This window comes from Allobosea sp. P2_B12 (genome assembly GCF_056404835.1).
Genome location: NZ_JBFUDG010000003.1, coordinates 361,215 through 377,985 on the forward strand (window position 1 = coordinate 361,215; position 16,771 = coordinate 377,985).

Below are 16,771 nucleotides of genomic sequence, written 5' to 3' on the forward strand. Positions count from 1 at the left end.
GCGAAGGATAGTCGAGAGGAGCTGACGTGGCGACGATGTCCGGCGAGGCCCCGACCTGCGACAGGCTCTGGACGCAGGCGCGTCTGGCGACGATGTCGCCCGGCGTTTCCGCTCCCTATGGCGCGATCGAAGACGGGGTCGTGGCGGCAAGCGGCGGCCGGATCGTCTATGCCGGGCCGCGCAGCGATGCGCCGGCTTTCCGCGCCACCGAAACGATCGATTGCGGCGGGCGCTGGATCACGCCCGGCCTGATCGATTGCCACACCCATCTCGTCTATGGCGGCGACCGCGCCCATGAATTCGAGCTGCGCCTGCAGGGCGCGAGCTATGAGGAGATCGCACGTGCCGGCGGCGGCATCCTCTCTACCGTCAAGGCGACGCGGGCGGCGAGCGAAGCGGAATTGTTCGCAAGCGCCGACAAGCGGCTTTCGGCGCTGATGGCGGAAGGCGTCACCACCGTCGAGATCAAATCCGGCTACGGGCTGGAGCAGCAGGCCGAGATCAAGCAACTGGCGGTGGCACGGCAACTGGGACGGGAGCGCCCGGTCAGGATCCGCACGACCTTCCTCGGTGCGCATGCGGTTCCGCCCGAGTTCAAGGGCCGCTCGGGTGAGTATGTCGATCTGGTTGTCGGGCCGATGCTGGATGCCATCGCGGCGCAGCGGCTGGCGGATGCGGTCGATGTGTTCTGCGAGGGGATCGCGTTCTCGCCGGAGGAGACACGGACCGTCTTCGCGGCGGCGAAGGCCAAGGGGCTGGCGATCAAGATCCACGCCGAGCAGCTTTCCAATCTCGGCGGTGCCGCGCTCGCGGCCGAAATGGGCGCGCTGTCGGGCGACCATCTCGAATATCTCGACGAGGCCGGCGTGATCGCGCTGGCGCTGGCCGGCATGGTCGCGGTCGTGCTTCCCGGCGCTTTCTATTTCCTGCGCGAGACGCAGAAGCCGCCGATCGAGCTCTTGCGGAAGCATGGCGTCGCGATCGCGCTGGCGACCGATGCCAATCCCGGCTCCTCGCCTTTGACCTCGCCGCTTCTGGTGATGAACATGGCCTGCACCCTGTTCCGGCTGACGCCGGAGGAGGCGCTGGCGGGGCTGACGCGCCATGCCGCTACGGCTCTCGGATTGGCTGACGAGATCGGCACGCTGGAGGCCGGCAAGGCCTGCGACCTCGCGATCTGGGACATCGAGCGCCCGGCCGAACTGGCCTATCGCATCGGCTTCAACCCGCTTCACGCCCGGATCTGGAACGGACAATGAGCACGCCCCTGCCGATCGAACCCGGCGATGCCGTCCTGCCGCAATGGCGCGAGGTGCTCGACGGCGCCTCGATTTCGCTCTCGGCGGCGAGCGGGCCGGCCATCGCGGCGGCGCAGGCGATCGTTGACGACATCGTCGCGGCGGGAACCGTGACCTATGGCGTCAACACAGGCTTCGGCAAGCTCGCCAGCGTGCGCATCGCCGATGCCGATCTCGCCACGCTCCAGCGCAACCTGATCCTGTCGCATGCGGTCGGCACCGGCCCTGCTTTGCCCGACAGCGTCGTGCGGCTGATCCTCGCGATGAAGGCGGCGAGCCTGGCACGCGGGGCATCGGGTGTTCGGCCTGTCGTGGTCGAAGCGCTGGTCGGGGCGCTCGCGGCGGATGCGCTGCCGGTAGTGCCGGCGAAAGGTTCGGTTGGCGCGTCTGGTGATCTGGCGCCGCTTGCTCATCTCACCGCCGCGCTGATGGGCGTTGGCGAGATCAGGCTGAAGGGCGAGGTGATGCCCGCCGCAGAGGCGCTCTCGCGGATCGGCCAGGCGCCGCTCGTGCTCGGCGCCAAGGAGGGGCTCGCGCTGATCAACGGCACGCAGGTCTCGACCGCTCTGGCGCTCGCGGGACTCAGCGCGATGGCTCGTGTCTTCGACGCTGCGCTGGTCGCAGGCGCGCTCTCGGTTGATGCGCTGAAGGGCTCGGACACGCCGTTCGATCCGCGCATCCAGAGCCTGCGCGGCCAGCCCGGCCAGATCCGCGTCGCCGCCATCCTGCGCGAGTTGATCGCCGCCAGCGAAATCCGCGACAGCCATCGCTTCGGCGACTCAAAGGTGCAGGACCCCTACTCGCTGCGCTGCCAGCCGCAGGTGATGGGCGCGATCCGCGACCTGCTCGCCAACACCGCAGCGACGCTTGCGATCGAGGCCAATGCCGTCACCGATAATCCGCTGGTGCTGGGGCCGGGCGAGATCGTCTCCGGCGGGAATTTCCACGCCGAGCCGGTCGCCTTCGCCGCCGACATGCTGGCGATGGGGCTGTGCGAGATCGGCAATCTGTCCGAGCGCCGGATCGCGCTTTTGGTCGATCCGGTGATGAGCGGTCTGCCGCCCTTCCTGGCGCGCGATGCGGGGCTCAATTCCGGCTTCATGATCGCGCAGGTGACGGCGGCCGCGCTGGCGTCGGAGAACAAGCAGAAGGCCCATCCGGCCTCGGTCGACACGATCCCGACCTCCGCCAATCAGGAGGACCATGTCTCGATGGCGACGCATGGCGCCTATCGCCTGCTCGACATGGCTGCGAATGCCGCCAGCATCATCGGCGTCGAGCTTATGGCGGCGGCCGAGGCGATCGAGCATCATCGCCCGATGACGACAAGCCCGAGGCTGGAGCCGGTGCTCGCGCTGCTGCGTAGCCAGATCGCGCCGCTGACCGAGGATCGCTATCTTGCGCCCGACCTCGCCGCGGCGACGGCGTTCGTGCTGTCGGGGGCTGTCGGCAAGGCGGCTGGACTGGATTGCTTCATGGAGTTCGGAGCGTGACCGACATCGTCACCGTCACCCGGGGCCCCTCCCCGCTCATCCTGTCGATGCCGCATCCCGGCACCGGCCTGCCGCCTGAGGTTCATGCCGCGCTGAACGAGACCGGCCGGGCCGTGCCCGACACCGACTGGCATATGCGCCAGCTCTACGCCTTCGCGGAGCGCTTCCAGCCGACCATCGTCGAGGCCGGGCTTTCGCGCTATGTCATCGACCTCAACCGCGACCCGTCGGGCGTCTCGCTCTATCCCGGCCAGGCGACGACGGAGCTGGTGCCGACGACGACTTTTGACGGCGAGGCGATCTGGACGACGCCGCCCGACGAGGCCGAGATCGCAAGGCGGCGCGAGGTCTATTTCCAGCCCTATCATGATGCGCTCGCTGCCGAGATCGCGCGGGCCAAGAACGCGCATGGCTGGTGCCTGCTCTGGGACTGCCACTCGATCAAATCGGTCATCCCACGGCTCTTCCCGAACATGCTGCCGACGCTCAATCTCGGCACGAATTCGGGCCAAAGCTGCGCGCCCGCGGTCGAGACGGCTGCTGCTGCCGCGATGGCCGGCCACGAGCTAACGCAGATCGTCAATGGCCGCTTCAAGGGGGGCTGGATCACGCGGCATTACGGCCGCCCGCAGGATGGCGTCCACGCGATCCAGATGGAGATCGCGCTGAGCGCCTATCTCGCAGAGGAAGCGCCGCCCTGGCATTTCGATGCCGCCCGCGCGCGCCCGCTTCAGGCCGCGCTCGAAAGCATCATCGATGCGGCGCTTTCTGCCGCGATGGTCGAGTCCGTCGGCCTCGGCTGACGGCCATCCGCGCCCTATTTCTTAAACCGCCCTGCCCCGAACGGAACCGTCCATGACCCGCATCGACAACAGCCGCGTCATCCGCAGCCCGCACGGCACGGAGTTGTCCGCCAAGAGCTGGCTCACCGAAGCGCCGCTGCGGATGCTGATGAACAATCTCGATCCGGATGTCGCCGAAAAGCCAGGCGAACTCGTGGTCTATGGCGGCATCGGCCGCGCCGCCCGGACTTGGGAGGATTTCGACCGCATCTGCGCCTCGCTGCGCTCGCTCGAAGCCGACGAGACATTGCTGGTGCAGTCGGGCAAGCCGGTCGGCATCTTCAAGACGCATCCGGACGCGCCGCGCGTGTTGATCGCCAACTCCAACCTCGTGCCGGCCTATGCCAACTGGGAGCATTTTCACCATCTCGATAAGCTCGGGCTGATGATGTACGGCCAGATGACGGCCGGCTCCTGGATCTATATCGGCACGCAAGGCATCGTTCAGGGGACCTACGAGACCTTCGTCGAGGTCGGCCGGCAGCATTTCGGCGGCTCGCTCAAGGGTAAATGGGTGCTGACCGGCGGGCTCGGCGGCATGGGCGGGGCTCAGCCGCTCGCCGCGACCATGGCGGGCGCCTCGATGATTGCCGTCGAGTGCAAGCCTTCGTCGATCGAGTTCCGCCTGCGCACCGGCTATCTCGACGAGAAAGCCGACAGCGTCGACGAGGCGCTGGAGATCATCGAGCGCGCCCACAAGTCCGGGAAGGCCGTCTCGGTCGGCGTGCTCGGCAATGCGGCCGAGGTCTTCCCCGACATGGTCGAGCGCGGCATCCGGCCCGACGTCGTGACCGACCAGACCTCGGCGCATGATCCGCTTAACGGCTATCTGCCGGCGGGCTGGACGCTGTCCGAATGGGAGGAGCGTCGGGAGCGCGACCCGGCCGGGACGATCCAGGCGGCGAAGGAGTCGATGGCGGTGCATGTCGGCGCCATGCTCGATTTCCATCGCATGGGCGTGCCGACGCTCGATTACGGCAACAACATCCGCCAGATGGCCAAGGACATGGGCGTCACTGATGCCTTCGATTTTCCCGGCTTCGTGCCGGCCTATATCCGGCCGCTGTTCTGCCGGGGCGTCGGGCCGTTCCGTTGGGCCGCGCTCTCGGGCGATCCCGAGGACATCTACAAGACCGACGCCAAGGTGAAGGAGCTGATGCCCAACGACGCGCATCTGCACAACTGGCTCGACATGGCGCGCGAGCGGATCAAGTTCCAGGGTCTGCCGGCGCGGATCTGCTGGGTCGGCCTCGGTGATCGACATCGGCTCGGCCTCGCCTTCAACGAGATGGTGGCCAAGGGCGAGCTCAAGGCCCCCGTCGTGATCGGCCGCGACCATCTCGATTCAGGCTCGGTCGCCTCGCCCAATCGCGAGACGGAAGCGATGAAGGATGGCTCGGACGCGGTCTCCGACTGGCCGCTGCTGAACGCCCTGCTCAACACGGCCGGCGGCGCGACCTGGGTCTCGCTGCATCATGGCGGCGGTGTCGGCATGGGGTATTCGCAGCATTCGGGCGTGGTGATCGTCGCCGACGGCACGCCGGAAGCGGCCAAGCGGCTTGAGCGCGTGCTCTGGAACGACCCGGCCACCGGCGTGATGCGCCACGCCGATGCGGGCTACGAGATCGCAGTGGACTGCGCCAGAGAGAAGGGCCTGAAGCTGCCGGGGATTCTGGGGTGAGCCCACTGTCATTCCGGGGCGCCCGAAGGGCGAACCCGGAACCCACGACCGGGTGAACCAGCCAGCCCCCTCGGCAAATATGGATGTCGTCGCCCAGTCGTGGGTTCCGGGTTCTCCGCTGCGCGGAGCCCCGGAATGACAAAACGTCCGCATGCAAAGGAACCCCATGCGCATCATCCGCGCCGCCGATTGCCGGACCATGCCGTGGAAGAACGGCGGAGGGACGACGACCGAGATCGTTGTTTCTCCAGCGGGTGCTTCCCTGAGCGATTTCGACTGGCGGATCTCGATGGCGCAGGTCGGGGCGGACGGGCCGTTCTCCGCCTTTCCCGGACTCGACCGAACATTGTCGGTGCTGAGCGGCCACGGCATCCGGCTGGCTTTCGGCGATGGCGAGACGGTGATGCTCGACGCGGCCTCCGCGCCCTTCCCCTTCGCAGCCGACCGGGCGGTCGACGGCGTTCTGGTCGACGGGCCGATCGTCGATCTCAACGTGATGAGCCGGCGCGGCGCGTGGACGCACAGCGTCGAGCGGCTCACCGGCCCGGGCGAACACCGCATCGCGTGCAGGGCCGTCTTCGTGCTGGTCGCGCCGGAAGGGGGCTGGAGCGTCGATGACGCGACGCTGTCGGCAGGCGACAGCGTCATCATCCAAGGGCAGGACGAGATGGCCTGCGTCTCCGATGATGCCGGGCGCGCGCTTTATGCGATCCGGCTGTTACCCGAACGATGATCGCGCGCCCCCGTCATTGCGAGCGCAGCGAAGCAATCCAGAGGCGGTAGCGCTCCACGTCCCGCTGGATTGCTTCGTCGCTGCGCTCCTCGCAATGACGGGTCATCTCACGCCGCCTGCTTGGGCCTCGGCCCGACATAAACCGATTGCGGGCGGACCAGCCTGCCGCCGGCGATCTGCTCCTGCGCATGGGCAAGCCAGCCGATCGTGCGGCCCATGGCGAAGACGCAGGTGAAAGCATCCGGCGGGAAGCCCAGCGCCTCCAGCAAGAGCGCCGTATAAAACTCGACATTGGTTTCGAGCGGACGGTTCGGTTTGCGTTCGCGAAGGATGGCGAGCGCCGCCTGTTCGACCGCCTCGGCAAGGGCGAGCCGCGCGGAATCGGCGCCGAGCCGCCGCAGCGCGTCCTTCAACGCATCGGCGCGCGGATCGCGCACCCGGTAGATCCGATGGCCAAAACCCATCAGCCGCTCGCCGCGATCGAGCGCAGCTTCCAGCCAGGCCCGTGCGTTGGCCGGCTCGCCGATCGCATCGAGCATCTCGATGACCGGGCCCGGCGCACCGCCGTGAAGCGGCCCCTTCAGCGCGCTGATCCCGGCCAGCACGGCGGATGTCAGCCCTGCGCGCGTCGAGGCGACGACGCGCGCCGCGAAGGTCGAGGCGTTGAGGCCGTGATCGGCGACGGTGACGAGATAGCTGTCGAGCGCCGAGGCCTGACCGGGGCCAGCCGCGCGACCGCTCGTCATCCGCAGCATGTCGGCCGCCTGCGACAGGGTCGGATCGGGCGCAAGCGGGGGAAGACCGCGATCCCGGCGCGCGGCCGCCGCCGTGAAGACAGCCGGCGCGGCGAGGAGTTTCAAGGCGGTGCCGGCATCCTCCCCGTCCGGAATCAGTGCGGTCCAGGCGCGCAGGGCCTCGATCGGCGACAGGCTTTCCGGGAGTGCAGCGGGCACGACGACGGCGTCGAAGATCTGCGAGCGGGCCTGCCCCAGCGCCATGCCAAATTCCCGCCCAGCCGGCAGGCCAGGCAGCAGCCCGTCCAGCATCAGGGCCGCCATCGCCTCGAAGGAGGTATGGCCGGCCAGTTCGTCGAGGCTGTGGCCGCGGATCACGAGGCGGCCGGCCGAGCCGTCGACTTCCGACAGGATGGTATGGGCGGCGACGACATCTTCAAGGCCATCGGACATGGCGATCTCTCCTGCATGATGATGGCTTGAGAATTGGAAGCTTCATCGCTAGAATCAATCTTGAACAATATAATCAATGTATTTCAATGAGCGACTGGCTGACGGCAACGGACGTGATGACCCGGCTCGGGCTGAAGCCGCAGACGCTCTACGCCTATGTCAGCCGCGGGCTGATCGAAGCGCGGGCGGATCCCAGCGATTCACGCCGCAGGCTCTACCGCGCCGTCGATGTCGGCCGGCTCGAGCACCGCAAGCAACGCGGCCGACGCCCGGCGGCCATCGCCGAGGATGCGATCGCCTGGGGCGAGCCGGTCCTGTCCTCCGACATCACGACGATCCTGCGCGACCGGCTCTGGTATCGCGGACAAGATGCCGCGGAATTGGCGAGGACGGCGAAGCTCGAAGACATTGCACGGCTGCTGTGGGATTGCGGGACGCAGCGTTTCCCGCCGCTTTTCACCCTGGTGCCGGAGGGTCCGGCCCGGCAGCGGATCTTCGCCGTCCTTGCCGAGCGCGCGGCCGGCGACGCGGCCATGGCCGGACGAACGAAGAAGACGCTCTATCTCGAAGCGGCCTCGGTGCTCGACGCCCTGGTGGACGCCATCGCCGGCCGTCCCGGCCAAGGGCCGATCCATGCGCGACTGGCCCAAGCCTGGGGATGCGACAGCAAGGGCGCCGATTTGGTCCGCCGGGCGCTGGTGCTGCTCGCCGATCACGAGCTCAACGCCTCGACGTTCGCCGTGCGCGTCACAGCCTCGACCGGCGCCTCGCTGGCAGCCTGTGTCATGACCGGGCTTTCGGCCCTGTCCGGGCCGCTGCATGGCGGAATGGCGCGGCGGGTGCTGATGTTGATGCGCGAGGCCGAGCGGGAGGGGATCGAGGAGGTGGTTGCGGCACGCCTCGCCGCCGGCACGCCCCTGCCCGGCTTCGGCCACCCGCTCTATCCGGACGGCGACCCGCGGGCGGCAGCGCTGCTCGCCGCCTTCGAGCCGCTGCCCGCCTATGCCCGGGCGCAACGCACCATCGCAGCGTTGACCGGGGAAGCGCCGAACATCGATTTCGCCCTCACCGCACTGGCGACGCGGCTGGTCCTCGGCGAGGATGCGCCATTCCAGCTCTTCGCCGCCGCGCGCTGCACCGGCTGGATCGCGCATGCGCTGGAGCAGTTCGAGACCGGGCGGTTGATCCGCCCGCGCGCCCGCTATACCGGGCCGGAGCCGGGCTGAGCGCGCTGACGCCGTCCTGCCCCACTCGCCTTCACGGCGACTGCCGGGGAACGGAACCCTCCTGCCGCGTGATGTAGTCTCGCGTCATCGGCAGCGTGTCGAGGCGCTTGGCGATCTGGAGCTGGAAGACGACGAGATCGTCGTGGCGGAAGCTTGCTTCCGAGGAGGCAAGGTAGAACTCCCACATCCGGGCGAAGCGCTCGTCATACATGTCCACGACCTCGGCACGGCGGGCGAGGAAGCGCTCGCGCCAGGCCTTCAGCGTCTCGGCGTAATGCAGGCGCAGCACCTCGACATCGGTGATGATCAGTCCTTCCTTCTCGACCGCCGCCGTCATTTCGGAGAGCGCCGGAATGTAGCCGCCCGGGAAGATGTACTTGGCGATGAAAGGGTTGGTCGCGCCCGGAGGCGTGCTGCGGCCGATGGTGTGGATCAGCGCGATGCCGTCCTCGGTCAGCAGCTCGGCGATCTTGCGGAAATACGGCCGGTAATAGCCGACGCCGACATGCTCGAACATGCCGACCGAGACGATGCGGTCGAACGGACCGCTCACCGTGCGGTAGTCCTGCAGGCGGAACTCGACCGGAAGCCCGGATTCCGCGCCGCGCTCCCTGGCGACCGCGAGCTGTTCCTCCGACAGGGTGATGCCCGTGACGTGAGCGCCCGCCTCGCCGGCGATGGTCAGGCCGAGCCCGCCCCAGCCGCATCCGATATCGAGGACGCTCTGGCCCGGCTCGAGCGCGAGCTTGTCAATGATGTGGCGCTTCTTGGCGAGTTGGGCTTCCGCGAGCGTCATGTCGGGCCGCGCGAAATAGGCGCAGGAATACTGCATGTCCTCGTCGAGGAAGAGGCGGAAGAAGTCACTGCGCAGGTCGTAGTGATGCGCGACGTTGCGCTTCGCCAGCGCCGGGGTGTTGTGCTGGTGGAAGCGGCGCACGGCCGTGCGCAGGCCCGCCAGCGTCTTGCTCCAGCCATCCGGCCGCGCCTTGTGGAGGCCGGCGATCAGAAGGTCGAGCAGATCGTAGAGCGAGCCCTTCTCAACGACGACCCGCCCGTCCATCATCGCCTCGCCCAGGGCCAGTTCGGGATTGAGGGCGAGCTTCAGTTCGGTCGGGCGATCGACGATCCGCATGCGGATCGCGGGCGCATCGCCCTTGCCGACGGATTGCAACGTTCCGTCGGGGAAAACCACATCGATCCGCGGCTCCTTGATCAGCCGCGACAGCATCCTGGCAACAAAGGCGTCCATCGGTCCCACCTCACTGGCAGCACCCCTTTGTCGAGAGAATGGTGTACCGGCGATGCGTCCGCAACTCCCGCCCCGGCGCAAGGCAGGTCAACGCCGGAGGCATGGCAGACTTCAGTTATGGCGGACGTCGTCGCGGCCGGACCTGGCCCTATCTGATCATCCCCATCGTGCGCGGCAGCCAGAGCGTCAGCTCGGGGATGAAGGTGATCGCGAAGAGGGCCGCGAAGAGCGGGATCAGCCAGGGCAAGATCGCCATGGTGGTGCGCTCCACCGACAGGTTGGCGACGCGCGAGAGCACGAACAGCACCATGCCGAGCGGCGGATGCAGCAAGCCGATCATCAGGTTCAGCGTCATGATCAGCCCGAAATGGATCGGGTCGACGCCGAGCTTGAGGGCGATCGGCAGCAGGATCGGCACCACGATGGTAATCGCGGCGATGGTGTCGAGGAAGCAGCCGATGAACAGCAGCAGCAGGTTCACCAGGATCAGGAAGACCCATTTGTTCTGGGTCAGGCTGAGGATCGCGTCCGACATGATTTGCGCGGTGTTCGAGACCGTCAGAAGCCAGGCGAAGATGGAAGCCGCGGTGACGATGAAGAGCACGGAGGCCGTGGTCTCGATCGTGTCGAAGGTCGCCTTGGTCAGCGTCCGCAGCGTCATCGAGCGATAGCGCACCAGGCCGAGAAACAGCGACCAGATCACCGCCGCGGCGGCAGCTTCCGTCGGCGTGAACCAGCCCATCGTCATGCCGCCGATCAGGATGACCGGCGTCATCAGCGCCATCACGGCCGAGAAGTCGAAATAGTAGTCGAGGCCCAGCAGCACCGCCAGCGCGAGGCCGATCGCGAGATTATCCGACAGGCCGGCCCAGATCAGGCCATAGGCGACAACGGGGAAGCCGAGCACCACCGCGACCTCGATGCCGGCGGTGCCGATCTCATGCCAGGAGAAGGCGGCGTCGGAACCCCATTTGTAGATGCGGGCGAAGATCGCGACGGTCGCCATCATGAACAGCGTCATCACGACACCGGGGATGACGCCGCCGAGAAAGAGCGCACCGATCGAGGTATTCGACATCATACCGTAGATGACGAAGGGCAGCGAGGGCGGGATGATCGGCCCCAGCGTGGCCGACGCCGCCGTGACGCCGACGGCGACCTCGGCGGAATAGCCATGGTCCTTCATCGCCTTGATCTCGATCGTGCCGATGCCGGCGGCATCCGCGATCGCAGTGCCGGACATGCCCGAGAAGATCACCGAGCCGATGATGTTGACCTGCGCCAGGCCGCCACGCATCCAGCCGACCAGCGAAACCGCAAAGGCATAGATGCGGCCCGTGACGCCGGCGATGTTCATCAGATTGCCGGCCAGGATGAAGAACGGCACGGCGAGCAGCGGAAAGCTCTCGACGCCGGCGATCATGCGCTGGGCCAGGATGACATCGGGCACCGTGCCCGAAATCAGGATGAAGGCGAGAGAGGCGACGGCCATGGCGATTGCCACCGGCACGCCGAGGATCATCAGGGCGAGAAAGGAACCGAGCAGGACGAGCATGTTGGTCTCAGGCCTCCGAGCCGTCGAAAGCTTCCGGCTTCTCCAGCACGGAATAGCCACGGCGCCAGTTCTGCCAGGCGACATGGAGCGCCCGCAGCGTCATCAGCGCGAAAGCGAGGACGACCGCGTTGAAGATAAACGACTTCGGAAAATCGATCGTCGTCATCATCTCATCGGGAATGAGAGAGGCGTATTTGTACATCAGCCAGGTGCCGTAACCGAAGAAGCCGATGCGGACGACATCGACGAAGGTCGCCATGATCCGGCCGAGCCCGGGCGACATGTAGCGGTAGAGGAAATCGACCTGGATGTGCCGCGAGGCACGCACGCACAGCGAGGCGCCGAGGAAGACGACGACCACCAGTGCGTAGATCGCAATCTCCTCCGTCCAGGCGAAGGAATTGTTCAGGACGTAGCGGGTGAAGAACTGCAGGATGACGCAGCCGACCATGACCCAGAAGGCGGCGAGCGTGATCCAGTCCTCGATGCCGTAGCCGCTCAGATCGGCCGGCGGCGGCGCCTCGTCGAAGACATGGGCAAGCTCCTCGCTGGTGACCGGTATGTGGACTTCCGGCGTCGTGTCAGTGGCCACGGCAGACCTCGATGAAACCGGCCGCAGCGGGGCCGTAGGGGCAGGAGCCCGGGGGCGTTCCGCCGCCGGGCGTGGTGGACATGTAGCCAAGACCTGGCGGCGTCTCGCCGCCAGGTTGTTCGTTATGGCTTACTTGATCGCCTGGATGCGGTCCCAGTCAGCCTTGCGGTAGCCGAACTGCTCGAAGGTGACGTTCTTCTGGACGTTGGCGAGGAAATCGGCCTTGTCGATCTCGGTCACGGTCAGGCCCTTGTCCTTGAAGAACTGCACCAGCTTGACCTCATCAGCCTGGATTTGCTTGGTGGCGCGGGCGGAAGCCTCCTGGGCGACCTCGCTGAAGATCTTGCGATCCTCAGGCGAGAGCTTGTCCCAGAGCTGCTTGGCGACGACCGTGTTGAGGTGGTCGACGATGTGGCCGGTCAGGACGATGTGCTTCTGGACCTCGTAGAACTTCTTGGCCTCGATCGTGGTCAGCGGGTTTTCCTGCGCCTCGACGGTGCCGTTCTGCAGCGCGAGATAGACCTCGGCGAAGGCGATCGGGGCGGTATTGGCGCCGCAGGCGCGCGGCATGGCGAGATAGGCCGGCACGTCGGGCACGCGGATCTTCAGGCCCTTCATGTCGGCGCAGCTCTTGATCGGCTTGTTCGAGGTGGTGTGGCGCGTGCCGTAATAGGTCACCGAGACGATCTGGTGGCCGCTCTTCTCCTGGTAACCCTTGGCCATGTCCGTGAAGACGTCGCTCTTGGTGTAGGCGAGCAGATGGTCGGGGCCGCGGAAGGTGAAGGGGTAATAGGTCACGCCGATCGGCGGGAAGGCACGCGCGGCGAAGCTCGAGCCGGAGATGATGATGTCGACGGTGCCGAGCGTCAGGCCCTGGTTGATGTCGGTTTCCTTGCCGAGCTGCGAGGCCGGATAGACGGTGATCTCGTAGCGGCCATTGGTGCGCTTCTTGAACTCGTCGGCCGCCCAGACGGATTCTGTGTGGAAGGGCTCGGACGTCTCGTAGACATGCGCCCATTTCAGCTTGGTCTGCGCCTGTGCCGGCGCGCCGGCGACGATCAGGCTCGCGGCTACCGCCGCCATCGTCAGATAGGTCTTCATCGCTTTGGTCCCTCCCATGGGATCGATCATGTTGCCGTCGTTTGAGTCAGGTCTTCTTCTTGCGTCAGTTCTTCGCGCGTCAGTTCCTTTTGGCAAGACGGGAGACGACGCTCCCCCGCCCGCTTCCACGGCCGTTGGATCCTCCATTCGGAAGGCCCTCGCCGAAGCTTTGTGAAAAACGCTCCTGAGAGCATTGCAGGTGGCGATGCATCGCCGCCCGCGCGCCCTCGCCCGTTCCCGCCGCGATCGCATCGCGAATCTCGCGGTGCTCGGCGACGGCCTGCCGCCAGGATTCGGCATTCTCGAAATAGCTCGCGAGCTGGCGGAAATACGGGTTGATGCGCTGGTCGAACAGCATGCCGACGAAACGTGCCAGCACCCCATTGGCGAGGATGGAGGCGATCGCGACATGGAAGGCGCGGTCCAGCGCGACCAACTCGTCGCTGGTCAGGCCGGGCGTTTCCATGCGGGCGAGAATTTCGTCGAGCGCGGCGATATCGTTTGGGCCGGCGCAGGCGCCGGCTTCGGCGCAAACCGCGCTCTCGACCAATTCCCGGGCCTTGAGAACCTCGAAGGGACCTTCCGGCGCCTCGTCAGCCACCACGGCGAGGGCCGCAGGGCCGGCAGGCCTCTCGATGACATAGACGCCAGAGCCCATGCGGATGCGAACCAGGCCCTCGACCTCGAGCGCGATCAGGGCCTCGCGGACGGAGGGGCGGGAGACGCCGAGCTTTTCCGCAAGCTCGCGCTCGGGCGGCAGCCGGCCGCCCACCGGAAACTCGCGCCGATCGATGAGATGGCGGAGCTGGTCGGCGATCTGGCGATAAAGGCGTGGCGACTCGACAGCTTCGAGCGGCACAGTCTGCTCCCGGTTTCCATCCCCGGCTCCCTTGGACGGGAGCTCGTTTTGGCCATGTGGTCAGGCCAATTGCGGCAGAAACAAGCATTCTCGCGACGGGCTGTCAATCGCGTGTAGATCGCGACCTTCGGCTGCGGCCGGTTCAGTGGGCGCTCGCCATCACCTCGGAACGGATTTCCTCGACCAGCCGCTCCTTCAGCGCAACGAATTCCGGGCTCGTCTTGATGGTGTAGGGGCGCGGATGGGGCAGGTCGACGGCGATGTCGGCCTTGATGCGGCCGGGCCGGGCGCTCATCACCACGACGCGGGAACCGACGAAGATCGCCTCCTCGATGTCGTGGGTGACGAAGAGCACGGTCTTGCGCTCGCGCTCCCAGATGCCGAGCAGCATCTCCTGCATCAGGGCGCGGGTCTGGTTGTCGAGCGCGCCGAAAGGCTCGTCGAGCAGGAGGATCTTGGGATCGTTGGCGAGCGCACGCGCGATCGCGGTACGCTGCTGCATGCCGCCGGAGAGTTGCTTGGGGAAATGGTCGACGAAGCTCGACAGCCCGACGCGATCCGCCCAGCCGCGGGCGATGTCGAGGCGTTCACGCTCCGCCACACCCTTCTCGCGCAGTCCGAAGGCGATATTCTCAGCCACCGTCAGCCAGGGGAACAGCGTGTAGCTCTGGAAGACGAAGCCGCGATCGGCGCCCGGCCCCGAGACCGGTACGCCGTCGAGCATGATCTTGCCTTCGCTGGCTGTCTCCAGCCCGCCGATGATCCGCAGCAGGGTGGACTTGCCGCAGCCGGAGGGGCCCAGGATCGCGATGAAGTCGTTGTCGCCGACATCAAGCGAGGTCGGCATCAAGGCGCGGGTCGGCTGGCCGTTCGCTTGAGCCGGGAAGATCTTCCCGACATTCTCGACGAGGAGCTTGCTCATCTTTGCGCCCATGGAAAGAGGCGCTGGTTGACCGCCTTGAACAGGAAATCCGAGACCAGCCCGATCAGGCCGATGACGATGATGCCGAAGATGATCTGCCCGGTGTTCAGCAGCGCCTGGCTGTCGGTGATCATGTGGCCGATGCCCGAAGACGAGCCGATCAGCTCGGCGACGATGACATAGGTCCAGGCCCAGCCGAGCACGAGCCGGAAGATCTCGGCGATCTCGGGAGCGGCGTTGGGCAGGAGCACGCGGCGCACGACGGAGGTGTCGGTCGCGCCCAGCGTATAGGCGGCATCGACCAGATCGCGCCGGATCGAGCCGACGGAGACCGCGATCATCAGGATGAGCTGGAAGACCGAGCCGATGAAGATGACGAGCAGCTTCTGCGCCTCGCCGATGCCGGCCCAGAGGATCAGCAGCGGGATGAAGGCCGAGGCCGGCAGATAGCGCGCGAAGGAGACGAAGGGCTCCAGGAAGGCCTCGATCGGCTTGTAGGCACCCATCATGATGCCGAGCGGCAGCGCCACGATCACGGCCAGCACGAAGCCGCCGACGACGCGCCAGATGGTCATGCCGATGTCGAAGGCGAAGCCATACTGGACGAGGAGGCTGTAGCCTTCCCGCACCATCGTCAGCGGATCGGCGAGGAACAGCTTCTGGACATAGCCGCCGAAGGTCGCGACCGACCAGAGCGCGACGAACAGCGCGAAAAACGCGATGCCGTAGCCGATGCGAGCGGGGGCGGAGACCGGCTGGAGGGGTTTCATGGATCAGTCACTCGCGTGCCACGAAAGGCGCGGGGAACCCCTCTCCTGCAAGGAGAGGGGCAGGGGTGAGGTGTCGGCCGTTGGACGATATGGAGCCAACATTCAAGCGGCGCAGCGGTGAGGTCAGAGGTTCGCCGTCAAACGGCCGTCCCCTCACCCTGCCCTCTCCCTATGGGAGAGGGTTCCCCGCGCCTGGCTGGACCAGCGTCGAGCCCGTCAGCTCACTTACCGACGACGTATTTCGTCTCGACCAGATCCTTGAGATCGGGCTTGGCCTTGATCAGGCCGATCTCCAGCAGGAGGTCGGCGGCCTTGGCCGAGAAGGCCTGCCACTCGCCCGAGAAGAAGGCCTTGTTGCCGGCCTCGTCCGACCAGCGCAGGAACGCGGCCGATTTACCGAACTGCTCGCCGGTCTGCTTCACGTCGGCGCCCATGATGCCGAAGGCCTTGTCCTTGTCGGCCTTGATCAGCTCCAGAGCCTCGAAATAGCTCTTGGCCATGGCGGCGGCAGCCGTGTCGTTGGCGGCGAGGAAGGCCGGGGTGCAGCCGACGGTGTCCATGACCATCGGATAGTCGAGCGTGGTGGCAATGATCTTGCCGGCCTCGGGCTTGTCGCGGACGGCGGAGAGATAGGGTTCATAGGTCAGCGCGGCGTCGTTCTGGCCGGCGATGAAGGCCTGCGCTGCCGGGCCGGGCTCCATGTTGACGACGGTCACGTCCTTCACCGACATGCCGTTTTCCTTGAGCATCCAGGCGAGCGCGAAATAGGGCGAAGTGCCGGGCGCGGAGGCCGCGACGGTCTTGCCCTTGAGGTCCTTGATCGAGGCGGTGGCGTTGCGCGTCACCATGCCATCGGCGCCATAGCTCTTGTCGAGCTGGAAGATCTGCTTGGTCTTCACGCCCGCGCCGTCCCAGACGATCCAGGTCTCGACGGTGGTCGCCGCGCACTGGATGTCCCCGGACGCCATGGCGAGGTGGCGGTCCTTCTGCGGGATCTTCTTGATGGTCACGTCGAGGCCGTTCTTGGCGAAGATGCCCGATTCCTTGGCCAGGACGAGCGGCGCGAAGCCGGTCCAGCCGGAAATGCCGATGGAGATTTTAGTCTGCGCCTGCGCGCCGCCGGCCGCCAATGCCGCCGCCAGGCCAAGGCCCGCCACCGCTCCGAAACGCTTCAAACCTGTCATGACGGGCCCTTCCCCTTAAGTGATGTCCGGCTTCGTGCGAGGATCAAGAATCCGTCGCGCCGCATGGCGCAGCCAGATG

15 protein-coding genes are annotated in these 16,771 nt (G+C 66.6%); 6 read left to right on the plus strand and 9 right to left on the minus strand.

Translation table 11 applies throughout. From position 1 onward, the window contains the following. The first annotated feature begins 35 nt into the window (after positions 1-35). The 5 genes from hutI to AC1DYU_RS10600 all read left to right on the plus strand — a co-directional run bounded on the left by hutI (position 36) and on the right by AC1DYU_RS10600 (position 6,047). Complete coding sequence (hutI, locus tag AC1DYU_RS10580) at positions 36-1,259, plus strand: imidazolonepropionase (RefSeq protein ID WP_476791742.1); 1,224 nt, start codon at positions 36-38, stop codon at positions 1,257-1,259. Then, positions 1,256-2,791, plus strand: a complete 1,536-nt coding sequence (gene hutH / locus AC1DYU_RS10585; protein ID WP_476791574.1) for a histidine ammonia-lyase — start codon at positions 1,256-1,258, stop codon at positions 2,789-2,791. The genes hutI and hutH overlap by 4 nt, the downstream gene beginning before the upstream one ends. Further along, the gene (hutG, locus tag AC1DYU_RS10590) at positions 2,788-3,594 is read left to right on the plus strand and encodes an N-formylglutamate deformylase (protein WP_476791575.1); all 807 of its coding nucleotides are present in this window, start codon (positions 2,788-2,790) and stop codon (positions 3,592-3,594) included. Before hutH ends, hutG begins: the two co-directional genes overlap by 4 nt. Positions 3,595-3,646: 52 nt before the next feature. Continuing rightward, positions 3,647-5,314, plus strand: a complete 1,668-nt coding sequence (gene hutU / locus AC1DYU_RS10595) for a urocanate hydratase (RefSeq protein WP_476791576.1) — start codon at positions 3,647-3,649, stop codon at positions 5,312-5,314. A 166-nt stretch (positions 5,315-5,480) separates the two neighbouring features. Then, positions 5,481-6,047, plus strand: coding sequence for a HutD/Ves family protein (locus tag AC1DYU_RS10600; protein ID WP_476791577.1), 567 nt, complete (start codon positions 5,481-5,483; stop codon positions 6,045-6,047). A gap of 107 nt (positions 6,048-6,154) precedes the next feature. On the opposite strand, the gene AC1DYU_RS10605 is transcribed toward AC1DYU_RS10600, so the two are convergent. Further along, complete coding sequence (locus AC1DYU_RS10605) at positions 6,155-7,234, minus strand: citrate synthase/methylcitrate synthase (protein WP_476791578.1); 1,080 nt, start codon at positions 7,232-7,234, stop codon at positions 6,155-6,157. Positions 7,235-7,320: 86 nt separating this feature from the next. Here AC1DYU_RS10605 and AC1DYU_RS10610 point away from each other — a divergent pair, with 86 nt between their 5' ends. Further along, positions 7,321-8,460 carry a citrate/2-methylcitrate synthase gene (locus tag AC1DYU_RS10610; RefSeq protein WP_476791579.1) on the plus strand — a complete coding sequence of 380 codons (1,140 nt, stop codon included), beginning with the start codon at positions 7,321-7,323 and terminating at the stop codon, positions 8,458-8,460. 31 nt (positions 8,461-8,491) lie between these two features. Here AC1DYU_RS10610 and AC1DYU_RS10615 read toward each other — a convergent pair whose 3' ends face one another. From AC1DYU_RS10615 to AC1DYU_RS10650, 8 genes are all read right to left on the minus strand, one after another. After that, positions 8,492-9,709: a class I SAM-dependent methyltransferase gene (locus tag AC1DYU_RS10615; protein ID WP_476791580.1), complete on the minus strand. Its 1,218-nt coding sequence runs from the start codon at positions 9,707-9,709 to the stop codon at positions 8,492-8,494. A gap of 148 nt (positions 9,710-9,857) precedes the next feature. Then, entirely contained in the window at positions 9,858-11,264 is a 1,407-nt protein-coding gene (locus AC1DYU_RS10620) for a TRAP transporter large permease (protein ID WP_476791581.1), read from the minus strand. A gap of 7 nt (positions 11,265-11,271) precedes the next feature. Continuing rightward, on the minus strand, positions 11,272-11,856 hold the full coding sequence (locus AC1DYU_RS10625; protein WP_158482839.1) for a TRAP transporter small permease: 585 nt from the start codon (positions 11,854-11,856) through the stop codon (positions 11,272-11,274). A gap of 129 nt (positions 11,857-11,985) precedes the next feature. Then, positions 11,986-12,957 (minus strand): sialic acid TRAP transporter substrate-binding protein SiaP, encoded by a 972-nt coding sequence (locus tag AC1DYU_RS10630; protein WP_158483006.1) that lies wholly within the window; start codon positions 12,955-12,957, stop codon positions 11,986-11,988. Between the two features lie 79 nt (positions 12,958-13,036). Beyond that, positions 13,037-13,816 (minus strand): FadR/GntR family transcriptional regulator, encoded by a 780-nt coding sequence (locus AC1DYU_RS10635; RefSeq protein WP_158482838.1) that lies wholly within the window; start codon positions 13,814-13,816, stop codon positions 13,037-13,039. 142 nt (positions 13,817-13,958) lie between these two features. Continuing rightward, positions 13,959-14,738, minus strand: a complete 780-nt coding sequence (locus tag AC1DYU_RS10640) for an ABC transporter ATP-binding protein (RefSeq protein ID WP_476791582.1) — start codon at positions 14,736-14,738, stop codon at positions 13,959-13,961. Next, entirely contained in the window at positions 14,735-15,508 is a 774-nt protein-coding gene (locus tag AC1DYU_RS10645; RefSeq protein ID WP_476791583.1) for an ABC transporter permease, read from the minus strand. The genes AC1DYU_RS10640 and AC1DYU_RS10645 overlap by 4 nt, the downstream gene beginning before the upstream one ends. 221 nt (positions 15,509-15,729) lie before the next feature. After that, positions 15,730-16,692, minus strand: coding sequence for an ABC transporter substrate-binding protein (locus AC1DYU_RS10650; RefSeq protein WP_476791584.1), 963 nt, complete (start codon positions 16,690-16,692; stop codon positions 15,730-15,732). Positions 16,693-16,771 lie beyond the last annotated feature (79 nt).